Genomic DNA, 17,325 nt, shown 5'->3' on the forward strand with positions numbered 1-17,325 from the left:
GTCGTTGTCCTGCCTGGTCTTTTTCAGTGTTTTGCGGCGACCCGGAATCCGCAGTTTCCTGTTGAGCTGTCGGGGTCGTTTCTGGTGCGGGAATGGACGTGATAGCGGTCGCAATAGCTGTCGTGGCACAGATAGGATCCGCCGCGCTGTGCGCGTGCGGCGCCCGGGCTGTCGTCGTCATTCACCGGGTCCAGCGGCGGCAGGCGGTTGCCCTGGGGCAGGGGGCCAAAGCGGTCGGCGGTCCATTCCCAGACATTGCCCGTCATGTTGTAAAGCCCGTAATCATTGGGCGCGAAGGCCCGCACCGGCGCGGTGCCCGGCCAGCCATCCTCGGCGGTGTTGCGGGTCGGGAAATGGCCCTGAAAGATGTTCATCGCATGGGCATCGCCGGGCATCATCTCATCGCCCCAGGGGAATTTCCGCCGCGCCCGCCCGCCGCGGGCGGCGCGTTCCCATTGCGCCTCGCTTGGCAATTGCAGCCCCGACCACTGGCAATAGGCCAGCGCGTCATACCAGGCAATATGCACGGCGGGGTGATCCTCGCGCCCGCCGATGTCCGATCCCGGCCCCTCGGGCGAGGACCAGCAGGCGCCATCGACGCGCCGCCACCATGGCAGGCCGGGCGGGCTGACCGGCCATGCCGCGGCATCCTGCAGAAGCAGGTGGAACACAAAGCTCCAGCCTTCACGCTCGGCGACCGTGCGATAGCCGGTCGCCTCGGTGAACCGGGCATATTCGGCATTCGTCACCGACGTGGCCGAGATCAGGAAGGGCGACAGCTTGACCTTGCGCCGGGGCGCGTCCAGATCGGCGGCAAAGCGCGACTTGCGGGCGCCCATTTCGAAGATGCCGCCGGGAATGGCGACCAGCCGGGCGCGCAGGGCGCCCCGTTCCCGGTCCGGGGCCCGCGGCACGGCCCGCGCCGCGGCCAGGAACATCGCGTCGCGACCCTCGGGTGCCGTATCGCGATCGCCGCGGCCCGCGCCGCAGCACGCCTTGCCCTGGTCCTGCATGATCCTGCCCCCCTTTTTTCCTATTCCGCCGCGCCGATGATGTCGCGGCGCTGCTTGTCCAGTTCCTCGCTATAGCGGCGCAGGGTGTGGGACTCGGTCAGGATGCCCAGAACGCGACGCTCGACGCGGTCGCTGACGACGGCCAGCGCCTCGCTTCGGCTGTTTTCGAACAGGGCCGCGGCCTGTCGCGCGTTCATCCCCGGCAGCAGGATGTCGGTCTGCTGATGAAAGAAGCTGGCCAGATCGCTGCGCGGTTCGGCCGCATCCGCATCGGCGTGGATTTCGGGCACCAGCACCACCGCGGCATAGGCATTGTCGGTATCGGTGACGATCACGCGCTGGGTCGAGCCCAGGGGAAAGGCCTGGCGGAATTCCTCGGCGGTCATGTCGTCGCGGGCGGTCACCACATCGCGGCGCATCAGCCGGTCCACGGTCAGGTTGCGGATCCAGCCGACATCATGGGCGCTGCGGATCGATTCACCGCGCAGGTGAAAGCGCCAGGTGCTGAAGGAATAGCCGAAGGTCTGCCGCACCACCAGCGACGAGGTGATCGAAGCCGCCAGAACCAGCACTGCGATCGGAAACTCGCCCGTGACCTCGAGGGTCAGGAAGGTCATCGCCAGCGGTCCGCCGATCACCGCGACGCCGAATGCGCTCATCCCGATGACGGCCAGCGCCGCCGATGACATCATGCCCGGCGCCAGCCAGTCCAGCGGCACGGCCAGCGCCTTGCCGACCAGCGCCCCCAGCAGCAACGAGGCAAAGAACAGCCCGCCCCGAAAGCCCGAGCCGATGGTGATCGCCGTCGCCAGCGCCTTCAGCAGGAACAGCCCCACCAGCGCGTGCAGCGCGACGTCGTGATCCAGGTTGATATGCATGGCGCCGTGTCCCGCCGACAGGATCTGCGGCGAGATCAGCGCAAGCCCGCCCACCAGCAGCCCGCCGATCGCGGGGCGGATCCAGGCCGGAATGCGGGCCAGCGTGGCCAGACGTTCGGTGCGGGTGACGCCGATCATCACCAGGATGCCTAGGGCCGCACAGATCCCGCCCATGGCAAGCGCGGGCAGGAAATCCATCGCGGTGATGGTCCCGATCGGGCCGACATCGATGGTGAAGGGCTCGCCCGTCAGCGCGCGCGAGACCAGCATCGCCACGATGGCGGCGGCGATGACCGGGGCCAGCGACACGGTGCTGTAGGTGCCGATGATCAGTTCGAAGGCGTAGAAGGCACCTGTCAGGGGCGCGCCGAAGGCCGCCGCGATCGCGCCCGCCGCACCGCAGCCGACCAGCACGCGCATATCCTCGCGGCGCAGCTTCAGCTTCAACCCCAGCTTCGAGGCGATCCCCGAGGAAACCTGCGTATAGGCCGCCTCCAGCCCCGCCGACAGGCCGAACCCGTTCGAGGCCAGGTTCTGCAGGCTGACCCAGATGCTGTCGGTCAGCGACATGCGCCCGCCATAAAGCGCGTTCGCCTCGATCGGGTCGACGATGCTGCCCTTGCGGCGGCGCAGGTGCAGAAACAGCGTGGTCAGCAGCCCGCCCGCGACCGGCGTCGCCAGCAATCGCCAGTCGCGCGCCAGATCCGATCCGCTGAGCCCGGCGCCGAAGGCCACGCCGTAAAGCAGGCTGTGCAGCGCCTGCGAGGCCAGGCTGATTGCGCTGACCACCATGCCCGCCAGCGCACCGACCGCCACCGCCAGCACCATGAAGCCGACCGCGTTGCCCCGCGCGAACAACCGCCGCCGCAACAGGTTCCCCCGCGCCGCAACCGCAAGCCCATGATGCTTGCGCGGCAACAGCACGTTCGGATCCCTCGCCCAGCCCATCGCAGAAACCTTGCCTCACATGACAACAACAAAACCCGGAAGTCGGGCCTCTTGCACCCAAGACGACCCGAAAAAGCCGCGACCAAGAGCCCCAAAAACAACCTACAAAGCTGACAGCGTCGGATCGTCCATTCCCAGCCGGGACAACTGCTCGGGGGGGTAACCTTCCTCATCCATCATGCGGCGGGCCAAATTCATCATGCGGCGCCGGTTCTGATCATCGCTGTCCCACAGGTTCGTTTCCTGCGCCGGATCGGAATTTCGGTCATAGAGGAAGGATTGATGTGTCCGGGGATCAATGGTGATCGGTGTTTTCCAAAGAGGAAGGTCCACCGACGGATCGAAGCGCCCCTGTTCGGCGGGTGGCTCCGGTGGGCGACCCACGCGGCCATCGACGGGGTTGTCGACGATAAGCGGACGCGAGATCGCGGTCGAATAAGTGAACAATGGCTGACCTTCGACCGGGGCGCGGAACATTGTCCAATCGCCGTCCGTCACGCAAAGCCCTTGGCCGAACGTGCCATAGATCAACGCCTCATGCGGGCTATCCCCGGTGCCCATCACCATCGGCATCAGGCTTTTCGAATGGCGGTTGGCATCGGGAACCTGACCGCCTGCCGCATCGATCAGCGTCGCGAACAGATCGACGGTCTGGCTCAGCCCATCCACACGGGCGCCATTGCCAGGGTTCTTGGGATGCCAGATCAGCATCGGAATATTGGCATGACTGTCGTAATGCGGGAACTGCTTGCCAAAGGCGCGGCGTTCACCCAGATCGTGGCCGTGATCCGTGGTGAAAACGATCATCGTGTCATCCCACAGGTCCAATGCGTCCATCTTGGCCATCAGCCGGCCCAGCCATGTATCCATCATCGTGACCTTGCCCATGTATTGGGCGCGCAGGAAATCCAGTTCCTCGGGTGTGGTCTCGTTCATGAAGCGTTCAAGATCGGCATAGACCTGATAGGGTGGCCAGATGTTGAAATCGTCTTTCTTGCCGTCGGTATACATCGAGGCATAGGGCTCGGGAACATCGAATGGTTCGTGCACGTCAAAGCATTCGACATGCAGGAAGAACGGGCCTTTCCGCGCATTCTCATCCAGCCAGTCGCAGGCGCCCTGCAGGACGCGGGGCGCGAAGTAATCTTCCTCGCCCTTGAAATCGGCGACATTCGCCGCGTATTGGCGGATATGCTCGGCCGCGCGATACTTGGCGACATTCTTGACCCATTGCGGGTCTTCCTTGTTCGGATCCGGCACTTTCCAGCCATCGACCTCGTGGCCGCGCACCATGTGCAGCGACTGAAAGCCCTGCATATAGCCGTTCGCCTCTTCTTCCCAGTAATGGTAGTGATCGGTGACCATCGCGGTGGACATGCCGGTTTTGGCGATTTCCTTGGGCAGTCGCGGATCGAACACTTCCAGCCCGCCCCAGGGACGCCATAGAAATTCTTTGCGTCCGGCCATGATTTCGCGTCGCGCGGGCATGCAGGGCAGGCTGCCGACGAAATGGTTGTCATAGACCTGGCAGCGTTGGGCAAGCCGCGTGATATTGGGCGTGCGGCACACGGTATCGGGGTTATAGATCGACAAGCAGTCCTTGTTCAGGCTGTCGACCAGAATCGTGATGATATTCATGTGTATCCTCCCCCGGGCTGCGGGTCGTCGATCTGCGCAATGGTCGGCGTGGCGCGACCCCGAGCGTCTTTGCTGTTCGTGATGTGGTGATCGCTTTGCGGCCTTGCCGCAAGGGCGAAAGAACGGTGGCGGACGTGCCGCCACCGGCATGGATCAAAGTGCTTCGGCCTTGACCAGCGAGTGGACATCCTCGACGCGGGCCGAGTCCAGATCGTTTTCCGTGATGCCGAATTGCTGACCGGTCAGATCCTCGATGCCGCGCACCAGTGCCAGCGCGTCCAGACCGTAATAGCGCATCAGATATGGGCGAGATCCGCCATGTGCATAAGTGTCCTTCAGACCAAGACGGATCAACCGCTTGCCCACGCCAGCATCGGCCATGGTTTCAGCGACCAGCGATCCGATCCCGCCTTCAGTCACATGGTTTTCCAGCGTGATGACGCCGTGCTTGACCGAACCGATGTGATCCAGCAAGGCCTTGCTGTCAAAAGGCTTGATCGTGTGCAGGTGCAGGTGACGGATCGACAGGCCGGCCTTGGCCAGCGCCGAACGTGCGCGCATCGCTTCTTCGGTGCAGATGCCCGAGGTGACGACAAGAATATCGTCACCCGACGACAATTCGCGCATCTCGCCGACCTTGATCGGGGTATCGAACAGTCGCGGCACCGATCCCCGCAGAACGCGACACCACACCGGACCGTCGATGCTGTCTGCGGCTTCGCAGATCGATTCAACCTCGGTCGCGTCACCGGTTTCAAGGATGGTCATGTTCGGAATCGAGCGCATGACCGAGATATCCTCGATCGACTGGTGCGTCATGCCGCCCGGCGTGGTGATGCCCGGCAAAAAGCCCATCAGGCGGACCTTGCGTCGCGGATAGGCGATCGAGGCCATCAGCTGATCGTAAGGGCGGCGATACATGAACACGCCAAAGGTATGGATAAACGGGCGATAGCCTGCCAGACCCAGGCCGCCGGCAAAGCTCATCATATTCTGTTCGGCCATGCCGAGGCTGATGAACTGGTCCGGGTGACGATCGCGGAAACCGTCGACCTCGCAGGACGAGGTCAGGTCCGCGGACAGGCACAGGATGTCGGGGTTGCCCGCCGCGAAGGATTCAAAGGCCTTTGCATAGGGACGCGATACCATTTCCACCATGATGCGTTCTCCTTAGTGGCTGTAATCGACGGGCTCGACGCCCAGATCGGCGGCGATGGAAACATTCATGCGGGCACGTTCGTCCTCGGATTTGAAGCGAACGTAGTGCAGGCGCGGGAAACGCTCTTCCAGGATCGACATGGTATGGAAGGGGTTGGTGCGCGCCAGAATGATCAGCGGTTTGCCATCGTGCTTTTCCTTGACCGCATCGCGCATGGCCGTCAGGTCATGGCCGTCGATCTCGATGCAGGCAGCGCCAAAGTTCTGGAACTTGGTCTTGATGTCGCCGACTTCCATGACGCTGGACATCGCGCCGTCGCATTGCTGGTCGTTGACATCCATGATCGCATAAAGATTGTCGATACCGTGATGGGCGGCGGCCTGGACGGCTTCCCAAGTCTGGCCTTCCTGCACCTCGCCATCGGACATGAACACCCAGGTTCTGCCCGCTTCTCCGCGACGCTTGCGGCCATAGGCCAGACCCGCGCCGGTGGACAGGCCGATGCCCAGGGTGCCGTTATGCACCTCCATCCCGGGCGAATGCTCGGCGCCGATCATTTCGACGCTGCTGCCGTCCTTGTTGAACATTTCAAGACCTTCGGGGGCCATCCGGCCGACTTCGATCAGGGTTGCATAGGCGACAAGCGCGTAATGCGCAGGGGCAATGAACAGCCGGTCGAATTCCGGGGTTGCAGGGCCGTTATAGCCGGCGCCCGTGTGGTAATCGGGGTTCGACGGCGATGGCACCCCCTCGAACGGTTTGGGGATCATCGGCAGGGTCGGTGCGCCCAGTTTCAGTTCCTCGTTATACAGCCACGCCAGTTGTTCACCGGCTGAGCAGGCCTGGCTGAGGTAACCGCCGTTGTTGCGCATGGAGTGTTCGAACACACGGCGCCGGATCCCCAACGCCACTTCCTCGGTCGTTCTTTCATTGCGCATCTCGCATCACTCCTCCTGGGCATGACATTCTGGTTGTAATCTGATCTATCATATGACAATGTATTTTACAAATGTCAAAACGAAAAGGCCGACACGATGGCAGAGCGCTATACGGCCGCCCATTGGGGCGCCTATCGCATAGAGGGCTGGGGCGATGACCTTCGCTTGGAGCCGCTGGCCGAAGATCCTGCTCCGTCGCGGATCGGCCGCGGCTGGGTTTCAGCCGCTCGGGATTCCAGAGTGCGAATTCAGCGACCGGCTGTGAGAAAGGGATGGCTGGACGGTGATCGTGGTGCCGCGCGCAATGATGACGCCTTCGTTGAACTTCCGTGGGATGAGGCGCTGGATCTTGCCGCGAAAGAATTGCAGCGCGTGCGCGAGGATCACGGTAACGGCGCGATCTATGGCGGTTCCTACGGGTGGTCCAGTGCGGGCCGTTTCCATCACGCGCAGTCCCAGATGCGTCGGTTCATGAACCAGATCGGCGGATACGTCGCGGCGCGTGATACCTATTCGCATGCTGCCGGCGAGGTGATCTTGCCGCACATTACCGGCATGTCGAACAAGGACATCGAGGAAGGGATGACCAGCTGGCCGCTGATCGCCCGTCACTGCACGATGTTCCTGGCGTTTGGAGGGGTGTCGGGGCGCACGGCTCAGATCGCGGCAGGTGGAACGAGCAGCCACGAGGTTGATGACTGGATGGCGCGGGCCGCGGCTGGGGGCATGCAGACCGTATGCATCTCGCCTCTGCGAAGCGATCTAGCGAACCTTCCCAATGCACGGTGGTTGCCCGTGCGTCCAGGCTCGGATGTGGCCCTGATGTTGGCGCTTATCCATGAACTTGTCAGCAGCGACCGGCATGACCGCCGATTTCTGGATCGTTTTACCAGTGGGTGGGCGCAGTTTCGCGCTTATGTCATGGGCGAAAGTGATGGGCAGCCGAAATCGGCGGAATGGGCGGCGCCATTCTGTGATCTGAGTGCAGATCGAATTCGCGGACTGGCGGATGAGTTGTCGCAGAACCGGGTGATGGTGTCGGTCAACTGGGGTTTGCAGCGGGCCGATCATGGAGAGCAGACCGTCTGGGCCGGACTGGCGCTTGCTGCGGTGCTGGGTCAGATCGGTCAGCCGGGAACGGGCTTCGGTTTCGGCTACGGCTCAACCACTCCGCCAGGGCGACCCAAAAGGTTCATAAGCTGGCCCTCTGTGCCGCAGGGTCGAAACCCGGTGACCGACTTCATCCCAGTCGCCAGAATATCAGACATGCTGCTGAACCCCGGCGCCACCTACAACTATAACGGCGAGGCGCGGCGCTATCCGGATATCAGGTTGGTCTACTGGGTAGGCGGAAATCCTTTCCATCATCATCAGGACCTGTTGCGGCTGGAACAAGCATGGCAGCGCCCCGAAACTGTAATCGTGCACGATCACAGTTGGACGTCGACCGCGCGACGGGCGGATATCGTATTTCCCGTAACCTCGCCGCTGGAGCGCGACGACATTATGATCAACCGGCGTGACCCGTCGTTGATCTACATGTCACAGGCTTTTCCCCCTATGGGCGAGGCGCGGGACGATCATGACATTTTTGCCGGGCTGGCAGGCCGTTTTGGCGTGGCCGAAACCTTCACGGAAGGGCGCAGCGAAATGGGCTGGCTTCGCTGGCTTTGGGATGGATGTCAGCAGGTTGCTCAGGAGGAGGGTTTCGATCTGCCCGATTTCGACAGCTTCCGGCAGGCAGGGCGGTTTCAGGTGCCGAACGAAGATGCAAGCCGCATCCTGTTTGATCGCTTTGTTGCTGATCCCGATGAAAACCCACTAGCGACCGAGAGCGGGCGCTTGACGCTGTTCAATCAACGGATTGCAGAGATGAGCATGCCGGATTGCCCCGGTCATCCCAGCTGGCATGAACCGGTCGAGTGGACCTTCGCCGCAGATGAGGGGCAGTTGCACCTGTTGTCTCAGCAGCCCGCGACGCGATTGCACAGTCAGTTGGACAATGGCTCCGAAGCGGCCGCGTCCAAGATCGCCGGACGAGAGGTCGCGCGATTGCATCCCAGCACCGCGACCGCGATGGGACTGCATGAAGGACAGATTGTGTTACTGCACAATGCGCGCGGCGGCTGTCTCGCCGGGTTGAAGCTGGATGATCAGATGCGTGCAGACTGCGTTGTTCTGCCTACCGGGGCTTGGGCGGATCTGCAGCAGACAAGCAAGGGGCGCATCTGCGTCCACGGCAACCCCAACGTGCTGACAATCGACAAGGGTACATCCGCGCTGAGTCAAGGCAACATCAGCCACACGACGCTGGTTCGGGTGTCGCCGTGGGAAGGTCCGCTACCGCAGGTTCGTGTTTTGGATGCGCCCTCATTCGTGGCGCGGACCGGCATCGAAGAGGAGCGTTAGGTGCAGCAATATTGGTTGGGAATCGACGCGGGAACAACGGCCATCAAGGCCGCAGTCTATCGCAGCGACGGCACACGGGTTTCCTTTGGCGAAACCGCCAGCGAAGTTTTGCTTGGCGAACAGGGTCGCGCTGAACAATCTATGGAAACCGTTTGGCAAGGAGTTTGTCGCGCTGTACGCGAGGCTGTTGCGGACATTGATGTAACGCAGATCCGCAGCATCGGGCTGGCCGCGCAGGGGGACGGTTTCTGGGCTTTGGACAGGCGTGGGGAACCGGTCGGCAATGCGATCCTGTGGAATGACACGCGTGCCGCCCAAGGCGTGGCACGTCTATACGACAGTGGCCAAGCGCGGGCCATCGGCCACGCTTGCCACACGGCCATTTGGCCCGGGACCGCGGGCACGATCTTTCAGTGGCTTCAGCAAGCCGAACCGGATCGCGCCGCCGCCGTCGACCGTGTGTTCTATTGCGCCGATTGGGTCGGATATTGCCTGACAGGCCAGATCGCGACAGATTATTCGAACGCCTCGATCCCGTTTCTGGATCTTGAGTCGCGCAACTACGACCTGGAAGCACTTCAGGTTCTGGGATCGGCCCGTTTGGCGCGGATGCTCAACAGTCCGCGCAAAGCAACCGATCGGTTGGGCAGCGTGTCACGGAAAGCAAGCGAGTCGACGGGCCTTCCCGAAGGATTGCCGGTTTCGGTCGGCACGATGGACCTCTCTGCCATGCTGGTGGGGATGGGAATGGAAAATCCGGATGAAACGATGATGATCCTGGGGACCACAGCGGTGGTCACGACGTTGACGGATCGTGTCGAAAGGAAGGATCAGCCCGTCGGTGCAACGGCGTATCATGCGAATGGCGAAATCCTCACGCGGATTCTCGCCCCGACGACGGGGGCCGCCGCCTTCGATTGGTTCTGTGGGTTGCATCCAAAGACATTGGGCGGCGGGTCGGCCGCCGAGATCGCCGCACGATTGAATGCGCTGGTTGAAAAAGTGCCGCCCGGTGCGAATGGTCTAACCTTCCTGCCCTATCTGAACGGCGAACGGGCCCCCTTCGTCGCGCCATCGGCAAGAGGGTCGTTTTTCGGCCTATCCTCGTCATCGACCAAGGCTGATATGGGCCGGGCCGTCATGGAAGGCGCTGCCTTCAGCTTGCGGCACTGCGTTGAAATGGAAGGTGGACGCCCGCAGGGGGCGGTTCGTTTGACTGGTGGCGGCGCACGCAACCGGCTGTGGTGCCAGATCATCGCAGACGTCATGCAGGCGCCCATGCTTGTCAGCGAGGCTTCGGATCATGGGCTGTGGGGTGCCGCTTGCCTGGGTGCCGCCGCTGCGGGCGAAGGCGATGCCTGCAAGTTGGCGCGCCGCGAAGAGAAATTGCTTTGTCATGATCCCGACCCAGCGGTCGCGGACGCCTATGACGCGGCTTTCGCGCGCTATCTGGCGCTATCGGAAGCCTGCCTCGCACTTTGGAATTAGTAGGGAAGAAATTCAGATCATGACCGAAATGATGAAAGCGGCCGTCTATCACGCATTGGAAGATATTCGCATCGAGGAACGGCCCGTGCCGGAAATTCGTGCCGATGAGATCCTTCTGAAAACCCTTGCCTGCGGCCTGTGCGGCGGCGAAACGATGGCTTGGTACAAGAAATCCGAACCCAAGGTGCTGGGCCATGAGCCGATCGGTGAAGTGGTCAGGGTCGGCGCGGATGTGACCGACTACAAGGTCGGTGACCGCCTGTTCATCAACCACCATGTCGGGCGCGTAGACAGTCATCTGTCGCGTCGCGGGCATTTCACACGCGATCCGTTCTATGCGTCGATGAAGCTCGATCCGGGTGGGGTCTGCGAATACTATCGTGTGACGGCGCAGCATCTTCGCATGGACGCCCACAAGCTGCCCGACAGCATCTCGACCGAGGCCGCCGTCACGATCGAGCCGTGGTCCTGCGTCATGTCCGGGCTCAAGGTCTGCAATATTCAGCCAGGCGATACCGTGGCCGTGGTTGGCGCGGGCTTCATGGGGCAGGGCTTTGTGCATCTTGCGCCGCTGTTCGGTGCAGGCAAGGTTGTCGCCCTGGATTTCTCGGACTGGCGTCTGGACAAGGCCCGCGAGTTTGGAGCCACGCATACGATCAACCCCAAAAACGAAGATCCGGTCGAAGCGATGCGCCGTGCAAATAACGGTCGCCTGGCGGATACGGTCATCGTTATCGCGCCTTCGCCCCAAGCATGGGCGCAGGCCGAAGAGCTGGTCGAGGTTGGCGGAACGCTGCATCTGGGCGCGCCGCTGGCACCGGGCACCGACTGGGTGCGGGACGGCGGTCGCGCCTATTTTGACCAGATCACCGTAACCTCACGCTATTCGTCGGATCACACCGACACATACAGCTATATCCGTTTGTTGGAGGCAGGGCGCATCAAGGCTGCCGAGGCCATTTCCCACCGTTTTGCCATTGATGACAGCGCCGAAGCCTTCGAGATGCTGCGCAAGGCGGAAAAGTCGTTGAAAATCGTCGTTTACCCCCACGGCATCCCCGAGGAGAAGAAGAATGCTTGAAGCACTGAAGCAGGAAGTTTGCGAACAGAACCATCAACTGCCCCTGAACGGGTTGGTTGTCGGTTCCGGCGGCAATGTCTCGGGGCGGGATCCTGAAACTGGGTTCGTGGTTATCAAGCCGTCCGGGGTCAAGTTCAAGAACCTGACGCCGGAAACCATGGTCGTCGTGGATATGGACGGAAATGTCATAGAGGGCGAAATGAAGCCCTCGGTCGATACCGGACTGCATCTGTATATCTATAAGGCGCGCCCCGATATTTTCGGCATCACCCACACCCATTCGCCTTACGCGACCAGTTTTGCTGCGCGCGGCGAACGGATCCCGGCGGTGCTGACGCCGATCACCCATATGCTGGGCCGTGACGTTCCCTGTTCGCGCTATGCAACACCGGGCGAGGTCGATACGGGTCAGGCCGTTGTCGAGGCCGCGGATGGCGGATATGCTGCACTGGTCAAGGCGCATGGTGTGTTCACCATGGGGCGTTCCGCGACCGAGGCGACCTCGTTTGCGATGTATCTGGAGGAGGCAGCGATGACGACGCATCTGGCAATGACGCGTGGTCCGGTCGAGGAACTGCCTCAACAGGAAATCGACCGCTGCTATAACTGGTTCCAGCAAAATTACGGGCAGTCGGGCAAGAAGAAGGTAAGTGCCTGATATGGCCCGGGATGACGCCGCTCCCAACCCCTTTAATGATAAAGACGCATTGTTGGCGAATGTCGCTTTGCTGTATTATGGCGAGGGCCTGACGCAAAGCGAGATTGCCAAACGCTTGTCAGTTTCGCGTCCGACCATCGTGAATATGCTGCGCGAATGCCGGGACCGAGGGATCGTCGAGATCAGGGTGGACGGTGAGGTGCTGGCGGCTTCCACCCTGTCGCGACAATTGGTGTCGCGTTTCGGCCTAGAGGATGCCTATGTGTCTCGCTGCCGAATTGGAGGCAATGAAGCGCCGGGCCGCAAGGAAAGTCTGGCCCAATTGGCGCGGGTTGCGGCAATGGCTGTGCTGGATGTCGTCCGGCCCGGCGATACGGTTGGGGTGGCTTGGGGTGAAACGATCAAAGCCGTGGCCGAAGCCATGCCGCGTCAGCCTGTTGATGATGTCACGGTCTGTCAGATGATCGGGTCGATGGTTTCAGACCGAGTTGCAGCCTCTGAGGATTGTGCGATCCGGATCGCAAATTGCCTGAGTGCCAGTTGCTACACGCTTCATGCGCCAGCGGTTTTATCCTCGTCGGCGCTGGCCGAAAGCTTGCGCACCGAGCCGACCATCGCGACCCAGTTGAAGCGTTTGCAGCATCTGGACGTCGCAATCTATTCCATCGGGCATACCCAGCCCGACACTCATCTGATCGCTGCCGGAATCGCTGCGCCGGAGCAGGTTGAGCAAGCAGTCAGCAAAGGGGCCTGCGGGATCCTGTGCTGTCGATATATCGATATCGACGGAAATCCGGTTTTGCTGCCACCCAATGAAAGGGTGGTTGCCGTCGAAGTCGAACATCTTCGTGCTGCCAAGCGCAAGCTTGTGGTCATCGCGGGCGAGGATCGGTTGCAAGCTGCGCGCGCAATCTTGAACGGTAAACTTGCGACCCATCTTTGCGTCGACGAGGCGCTGGCCGTAGCGCTTCTGAAGTCTCAGTAATTTCCTAATCCCTGGCATGATGATCTGTCCGACTATGGCTTGGTCGGGTGCATGCCTGCCTCATGCTGATATGAGCATATTTTATATATATGACAAATTATTTGACATCTGTAAAATCGCTCGGCTATCTTTGAGACAGGATGGCGCTGGACGCCAGGAGGTGGCCCGCAAGGGCCGAGGAGAGGAGGAAGACATGCCGACCGTGAACAAGAACCGGCTGACCCGCCGCGGGCTTTTGAAAGGTGCGACCGCATCTGGGGTTGCCCTCGCCGCCCCCAATTTCTTTATTGGCAAAGCTCATGCTTCGAATGAAACTTTGCGAGTCGGGATTATTCCGGCCTATTCGTTCGGGATCTACTGGCTGGTTCAGGATCAGGGCTTTGCACCTGGCGTCGACATGGAATTCAGCGTCTTTCCATCCGGCCCGCCAGCCATCGAGGCCATGGTCGGCGGCTCTGTTGATGCGATCACGGTCGGCGCGGTGCCGCCGCTTGCCGCTATGGCGCGCAACGTCGCTGATCTGCGCGCGATTTCTGTCTGCGGCGATGCGTCTGGTCTGTACACGATCGTCGGGCGCGAGGGATATTCCAGTTTGGCAGACCTCGAAGGCAAGCGGGTTGCCGTCACTTCGGGTTCAAATTTCGACTTTTTCCTCGACACTGTGCTGAATGCCGAAGGCCTGGCTGACATGCCTTTGACGCGTATCAACATGGAGCCGATAGACGCTCAGGCAGCGATGATAGCCGGCGCTGTCGATGCAACTGTGCCGCTGGCTTCGTCGCGCAAGCTGATCTTCGACAAGCTGCCAGGGGCAGTGATGCTGGCGGAGGGTGCGCAGATGTCGATCGAGAACCGCCCCAGTATCATGGATATCTTCATGACGACGCAGCAAACGATGGATGCCCGTCAGGATGCATTGCGCCAAGTCGTCGAGGCGTTCCATAGCAAAGGCGTCGGCATGCTGCGCGACGACAATGCAGAAGTGGTTGCCCGCATGGTGGCATGGCAGCAAAAGATTGGACGCGCTGGTGTCACTGCGGCAGAGGTCGAGCCATTGCTGAATGGCTATTTCTATTTTGACATTCCTGAAATCAAAGATGTCTATGCGAAGGATCTGTTGAAGAAATCCTTGCAGGTCCAGTCCGAGTTTCTTGTTGAGGCTCAAAAGATCCCGGCGGTTCCTGACCTGGATACAATGGTCAGCAGTCAGATCATCGAGCAGCTCTGATCTCATGAAAAAGATGTCTGCATTCAACACAAGGCGCGTGGTTCTTGGTTGCCTGTCGGTGTCGGCAGTCATTGCGATCTACGCGCTGGTGACCTCGCGGGCGGGTAATAATCCCGCCTTGCTGCCCCCGATAGGTGACATTATCACCTCGTTCTGGACAAACCTGACCTCTGGCTCGCTGTTGACAGCGCTGGGGGCCAGCTTGTTCCGGATCAGCGCCGGTTTCCTGATCGGGACAACACTGGCGCTGGTGCTTGGTTGCCTGATCGGCTGGTATCGAAACATCGAGTTTCTGTTCGATCCATTGATCGAGGCTGTTCGCCCAATCCCGCCCCTGGCATATATCCCACTGATTATCATCTGGTTCGGTATCGGTGAATTCAGCCGGGTCCTGATTATCACCATTGCATGCTTCATGGTCTGTGTCGTCAACGTGATCGCTGGCATGAAGAACGTGCCGGCCGTCTACGAAGACGCGGCTTCGACGATGGGGGCGACGCGTTTTCAGGTGTTTCGTACGGTCGCAGTGCCGGCAGCAACCCCGTTCATCATTACGGGCTATCGGGTCGCATTGGCAGCCGCTTGGACGACGCTTGTGGCGTCCGAACTTCTCGCCGCGCAGAATGGCCTGGGCTTTCTCCTGCAAGAGGGTCGGAGATACTTTCTGACCGATCAGGTGATGATGATCATCATGATCATCGGGGCCTGCGCTTTCATCATGGATCGCATCTTCCGCAGAATTCAGGCGCATCTGATGCAATGGTCGGAGACACGTGAATAATGCCCGAGATCAACATTGAAAATCTGACGCATACCTTCGGCAAGGGGCAGCCAAATGAGCTGACTGTGCTGGACAACATCAACCTGACCTTTGAGTCTGGAAGTTTCAACGCAATCGTCGGCACCTCGGGTTGTGGCAAGTCGACGCTGCTGAAGATGATGGCGGGGCTCTTCACACCTTCGGATGGCAGCATGAAGCTGGACGACAAGGTTATCCAGGGAACCGATCGCCGTCGCGGCATGGTGTTTCAGCAAGATGCCGTGTTCCCATGGATGACGGTCGCCAAGAATATAAGCTATGGCCCGCGGCTGCGTGGCGCCTCGGCCGCGCAACAGCGCGAGATCGAAGCCAAGTGGACGCAAGCGGTCGGTTTGAAAGGCTTTGAAGATCGTTGGCCACGCGAACTGTCCGGCGGGATGCGTAAACGCGTCGATATCGGGCGCGTCTATGCCAACGATCCGGACGTCTTGTTGATGGATGAGCCGTTCGGCGCGCTGGATGCCCAGACGAAGGAACGAATGCAGTCCGATCTGTTGGATACTTGGAGCCAGTCACGCAAGACTGTGGTGTTTGTGACCCACGATCTGGAAGAGGCAATCTTTCTGGCAGACAAGATTGTTGTAATGTCGGCGCGTCCAGGGCGGGTACATCATATCGAGACGGTCAGTCTGCCGCGACCAAGAACAGACGCGATGCGATTGACGGACGAGTTCATCCAGATCAAGCGCCGGCTGTGGGAAATGTTGGACCATTGATCGGCAGACAAGTGTGTCTAGACGATACCGCGCCTGCTCTGCCTCCTCGAAACCAGACCATTTGAAGCTGGAGTTTTCGGCTAGCATTTCTCTTGCTGGGACAGGAGCTGAAGACGATGAAGGCATCGAAATTTACAAAAGCGCAAAAGGCGTTCATTCTGAAACAGGGTGAGGAAGGCACTTCGGTTGCCGGGATCTGTCGCAAGGCAGGGATCGGGCAATCGACCTATTTTGCCTGGAAGAAAAAGTATGGTGGGCTGCTGCCGGACGAGATGCGCCGGCTCAAGCAGCTCGAAGTTGAAAACGCGTGACTAAAACGGATCGTGGCCGACCTGACCTTGGATCGGCAGATGTTGCAGGATGTTGTCCGGCGAAAGCTCTGAAGCCGGAATGGTCGCGCGAACTGATTTGCGGGATATGCGCAGATTGGGCGGTCTCGATCCGCAGGGCGTGTGGGGCGCTGAGGTTCGACTGCTCAAGCTACCACTACAAACCCCGCCGCACCGATCCGGCAGAATTGAAACGGCGGATCCGGGAGATCTGCGAAACGCGTGTGCGCTATGGCTATCGCCGCGTTTACGTCATCCTCGACAGAGAAGGATGGGACGTCAGCATCAAGATGGTCTACAATGTTTACAGGGCCTTGGGGCTGCGGCTACGGAACAAGACGCCGAAGCGGCGGGTGACGGCCAAGCTGTGTGACGACCGTGCGCAAGCCGTGGGGCCGAACGATGTTTGGGCAATGGATTTTGTCCATGACCAGCTGGCCCTAGGCAAGAAGCTAAGGATTCTGAACATCGTGGACACGCATTCCCGCTATTGTCCGGCGACGGATGTGCGGTTCCAATATCGCGGCGAAGACGTCGTTCAGACGCTCGAACGGATTTGCACCGGGGTCGGCTACCCGAAGACTATTCGGGTTGATAATGGCAGCGAATTCATCTCGCGCGATCTCGACCTTTGGGCCTAGGCCAAGGGCGCAACGCTGGATTTTTCCCGACCTGGAAAGCCGACAGACAACGGCTTTGTCGAGGCGTTCAACAGCAAGCTAAGGTCGTGTTGACAAAAGGGATTCACACCGAGCCTTAGGCGTGATTCAAACTGGTATCTGCGTTGGAGACCAGCTTGGTACGAGACCTGATGTCGGACGATGAGTGGGCGTGCTTTGAACGTTTTGTCCTAGCGATCCGTGCTCCGAACGGGCGCAAGGCCATCAACCTCCGTCTTGTTCTCGACGGGATTTTCTGGATTGCCCGCACGGGCGCCCCTTGGCGGGACCTGCCCGAAGAGTTTGGCAAGTGGTCGAGCGTCTACCGACAGTTCCGACGCTGGACGCTGGCAGGGTTGTGGGAGGACATCATGGGCG

Annotated in this window: 14 protein-coding genes and 1 pseudogene; 10 read left to right on the forward strand and 5 right to left on the reverse strand. The window is 60.6% G+C overall.

Annotated features, from left to right (window positions below; genetic code table 11):
• Window positions 1-23 precede the first annotated feature (23 nt).
• From BMX67_RS18895 to BMX67_RS18915, 5 genes are all read right to left on the reverse strand, one after another.
• The gene (locus tag BMX67_RS18895) at window positions 24-1,013 is read right to left on the reverse strand and encodes a formylglycine-generating enzyme family protein (RefSeq protein WP_245739531.1); all 990 of its coding nucleotides are present in this window, start codon (window positions 1,011-1,013) and stop codon (window positions 24-26) included.
• Window positions 1,014-1,033: 20 nt separating this feature from the next.
• Window positions 1,034-2,839, reverse strand: a complete 1,806-nt coding sequence (locus BMX67_RS18900) for a chloride channel protein (protein WP_090733573.1) — start codon at window positions 2,837-2,839, stop codon at window positions 1,034-1,036.
• Between the two features lie 102 nt (window positions 2,840-2,941).
• Window positions 2,942-4,477 (reverse strand): sulfatase, encoded by a 1,536-nt coding sequence (locus BMX67_RS18905; RefSeq protein ID WP_090738229.1) that lies wholly within the window; start codon window positions 4,475-4,477, stop codon window positions 2,942-2,944.
• 153 nt (window positions 4,478-4,630) lie between these two features.
• The gene (locus BMX67_RS18910) at window positions 4,631-5,635 is read right to left on the reverse strand and encodes a transketolase family protein (protein ID WP_090738231.1); all 1,005 of its coding nucleotides are present in this window, start codon (window positions 5,633-5,635) and stop codon (window positions 4,631-4,633) included.
• A gap of 12 nt (window positions 5,636-5,647) precedes the next feature.
• A complete protein-coding gene (locus BMX67_RS18915) occupies window positions 5,648-6,574 on the reverse strand; it encodes a transketolase (RefSeq protein ID WP_090738233.1) in 927 nt (308 codons plus the stop codon).
• A gap of 96 nt (window positions 6,575-6,670) precedes the next feature.
• On the opposite strand from BMX67_RS18915, the gene BMX67_RS18920 reads away from it, so the two are divergent.
• The 10 genes and pseudogenes from BMX67_RS18920 to BMX67_RS18965 form a co-directional block, all read left to right on the forward strand.
• Window positions 6,671-8,983 (forward strand): molybdopterin-dependent oxidoreductase, encoded by a 2,313-nt coding sequence (locus tag BMX67_RS18920; RefSeq protein WP_090738235.1) that lies wholly within the window; start codon window positions 6,671-6,673, stop codon window positions 8,981-8,983.
• The gene (locus BMX67_RS18925; protein ID WP_090738237.1) at window positions 8,984-10,471 is read left to right on the forward strand and encodes an FGGY-family carbohydrate kinase; all 1,488 of its coding nucleotides are present in this window, start codon (window positions 8,984-8,986) and stop codon (window positions 10,469-10,471) included.
• A 19-nt stretch (window positions 10,472-10,490) separates the two neighbouring features.
• Window positions 10,491-11,552, forward strand: a complete 1,062-nt coding sequence (locus tag BMX67_RS18930) for a zinc-binding dehydrogenase (protein ID WP_217645921.1) — start codon at window positions 10,491-10,493, stop codon at window positions 11,550-11,552.
• Window positions 11,545-12,210 (forward strand): class II aldolase/adducin family protein, encoded by a 666-nt coding sequence (locus BMX67_RS18935; protein WP_090738241.1) that lies wholly within the window; start codon window positions 11,545-11,547, stop codon window positions 12,208-12,210. Before BMX67_RS18930 ends, BMX67_RS18935 begins: the two co-directional genes overlap by 8 nt.
• A 1-nt stretch (window position 12,211) precedes the next feature.
• Complete coding sequence (locus tag BMX67_RS18940; protein ID WP_090738243.1) at window positions 12,212-13,195, forward strand: sugar-binding transcriptional regulator; 984 nt, start codon at window positions 12,212-12,214, stop codon at window positions 13,193-13,195.
• A gap of 193 nt (window positions 13,196-13,388) precedes the next feature.
• Complete coding sequence (locus tag BMX67_RS19825; RefSeq protein WP_217645922.1) at window positions 13,389-14,423, forward strand: ABC transporter substrate-binding protein; 1,035 nt, start codon at window positions 13,389-13,391, stop codon at window positions 14,421-14,423.
• Window positions 14,424-14,427: 4 nt separating this feature from the next.
• Window positions 14,428-15,204 (forward strand): ABC transporter permease, encoded by a 777-nt coding sequence (locus BMX67_RS18950; protein WP_090738247.1) that lies wholly within the window; start codon window positions 14,428-14,430, stop codon window positions 15,202-15,204.
• Entirely contained in the window at window positions 15,204-15,959 is a 756-nt protein-coding gene (locus tag BMX67_RS18955; protein ID WP_090738249.1) for an ABC transporter ATP-binding protein, read from the forward strand. Before BMX67_RS18950 ends, BMX67_RS18955 begins: the two co-directional genes overlap by 1 nt.
• A 116-nt stretch (window positions 15,960-16,075) precedes the next feature.
• Window positions 16,076-17,016 (forward strand): annotated as a pseudogene (locus BMX67_RS18960) (IS3 family transposase); the annotation flags it as partial.
• Between the two features lie 83 nt (window positions 17,017-17,099).
• Window positions 17,100-17,325, forward strand: a 226-nt coding sequence (locus BMX67_RS18965) for a transposase (protein WP_139206584.1), incomplete at its 3' end; no start/stop codon positions are given.

This window comes from Paracoccus homiensis (genome assembly GCF_900111675.1).
GTDB classification, from domain to species: Bacteria; Pseudomonadota; Alphaproteobacteria; order Rhodobacterales; family Rhodobacteraceae; genus Paracoccus; species Paracoccus homiensis.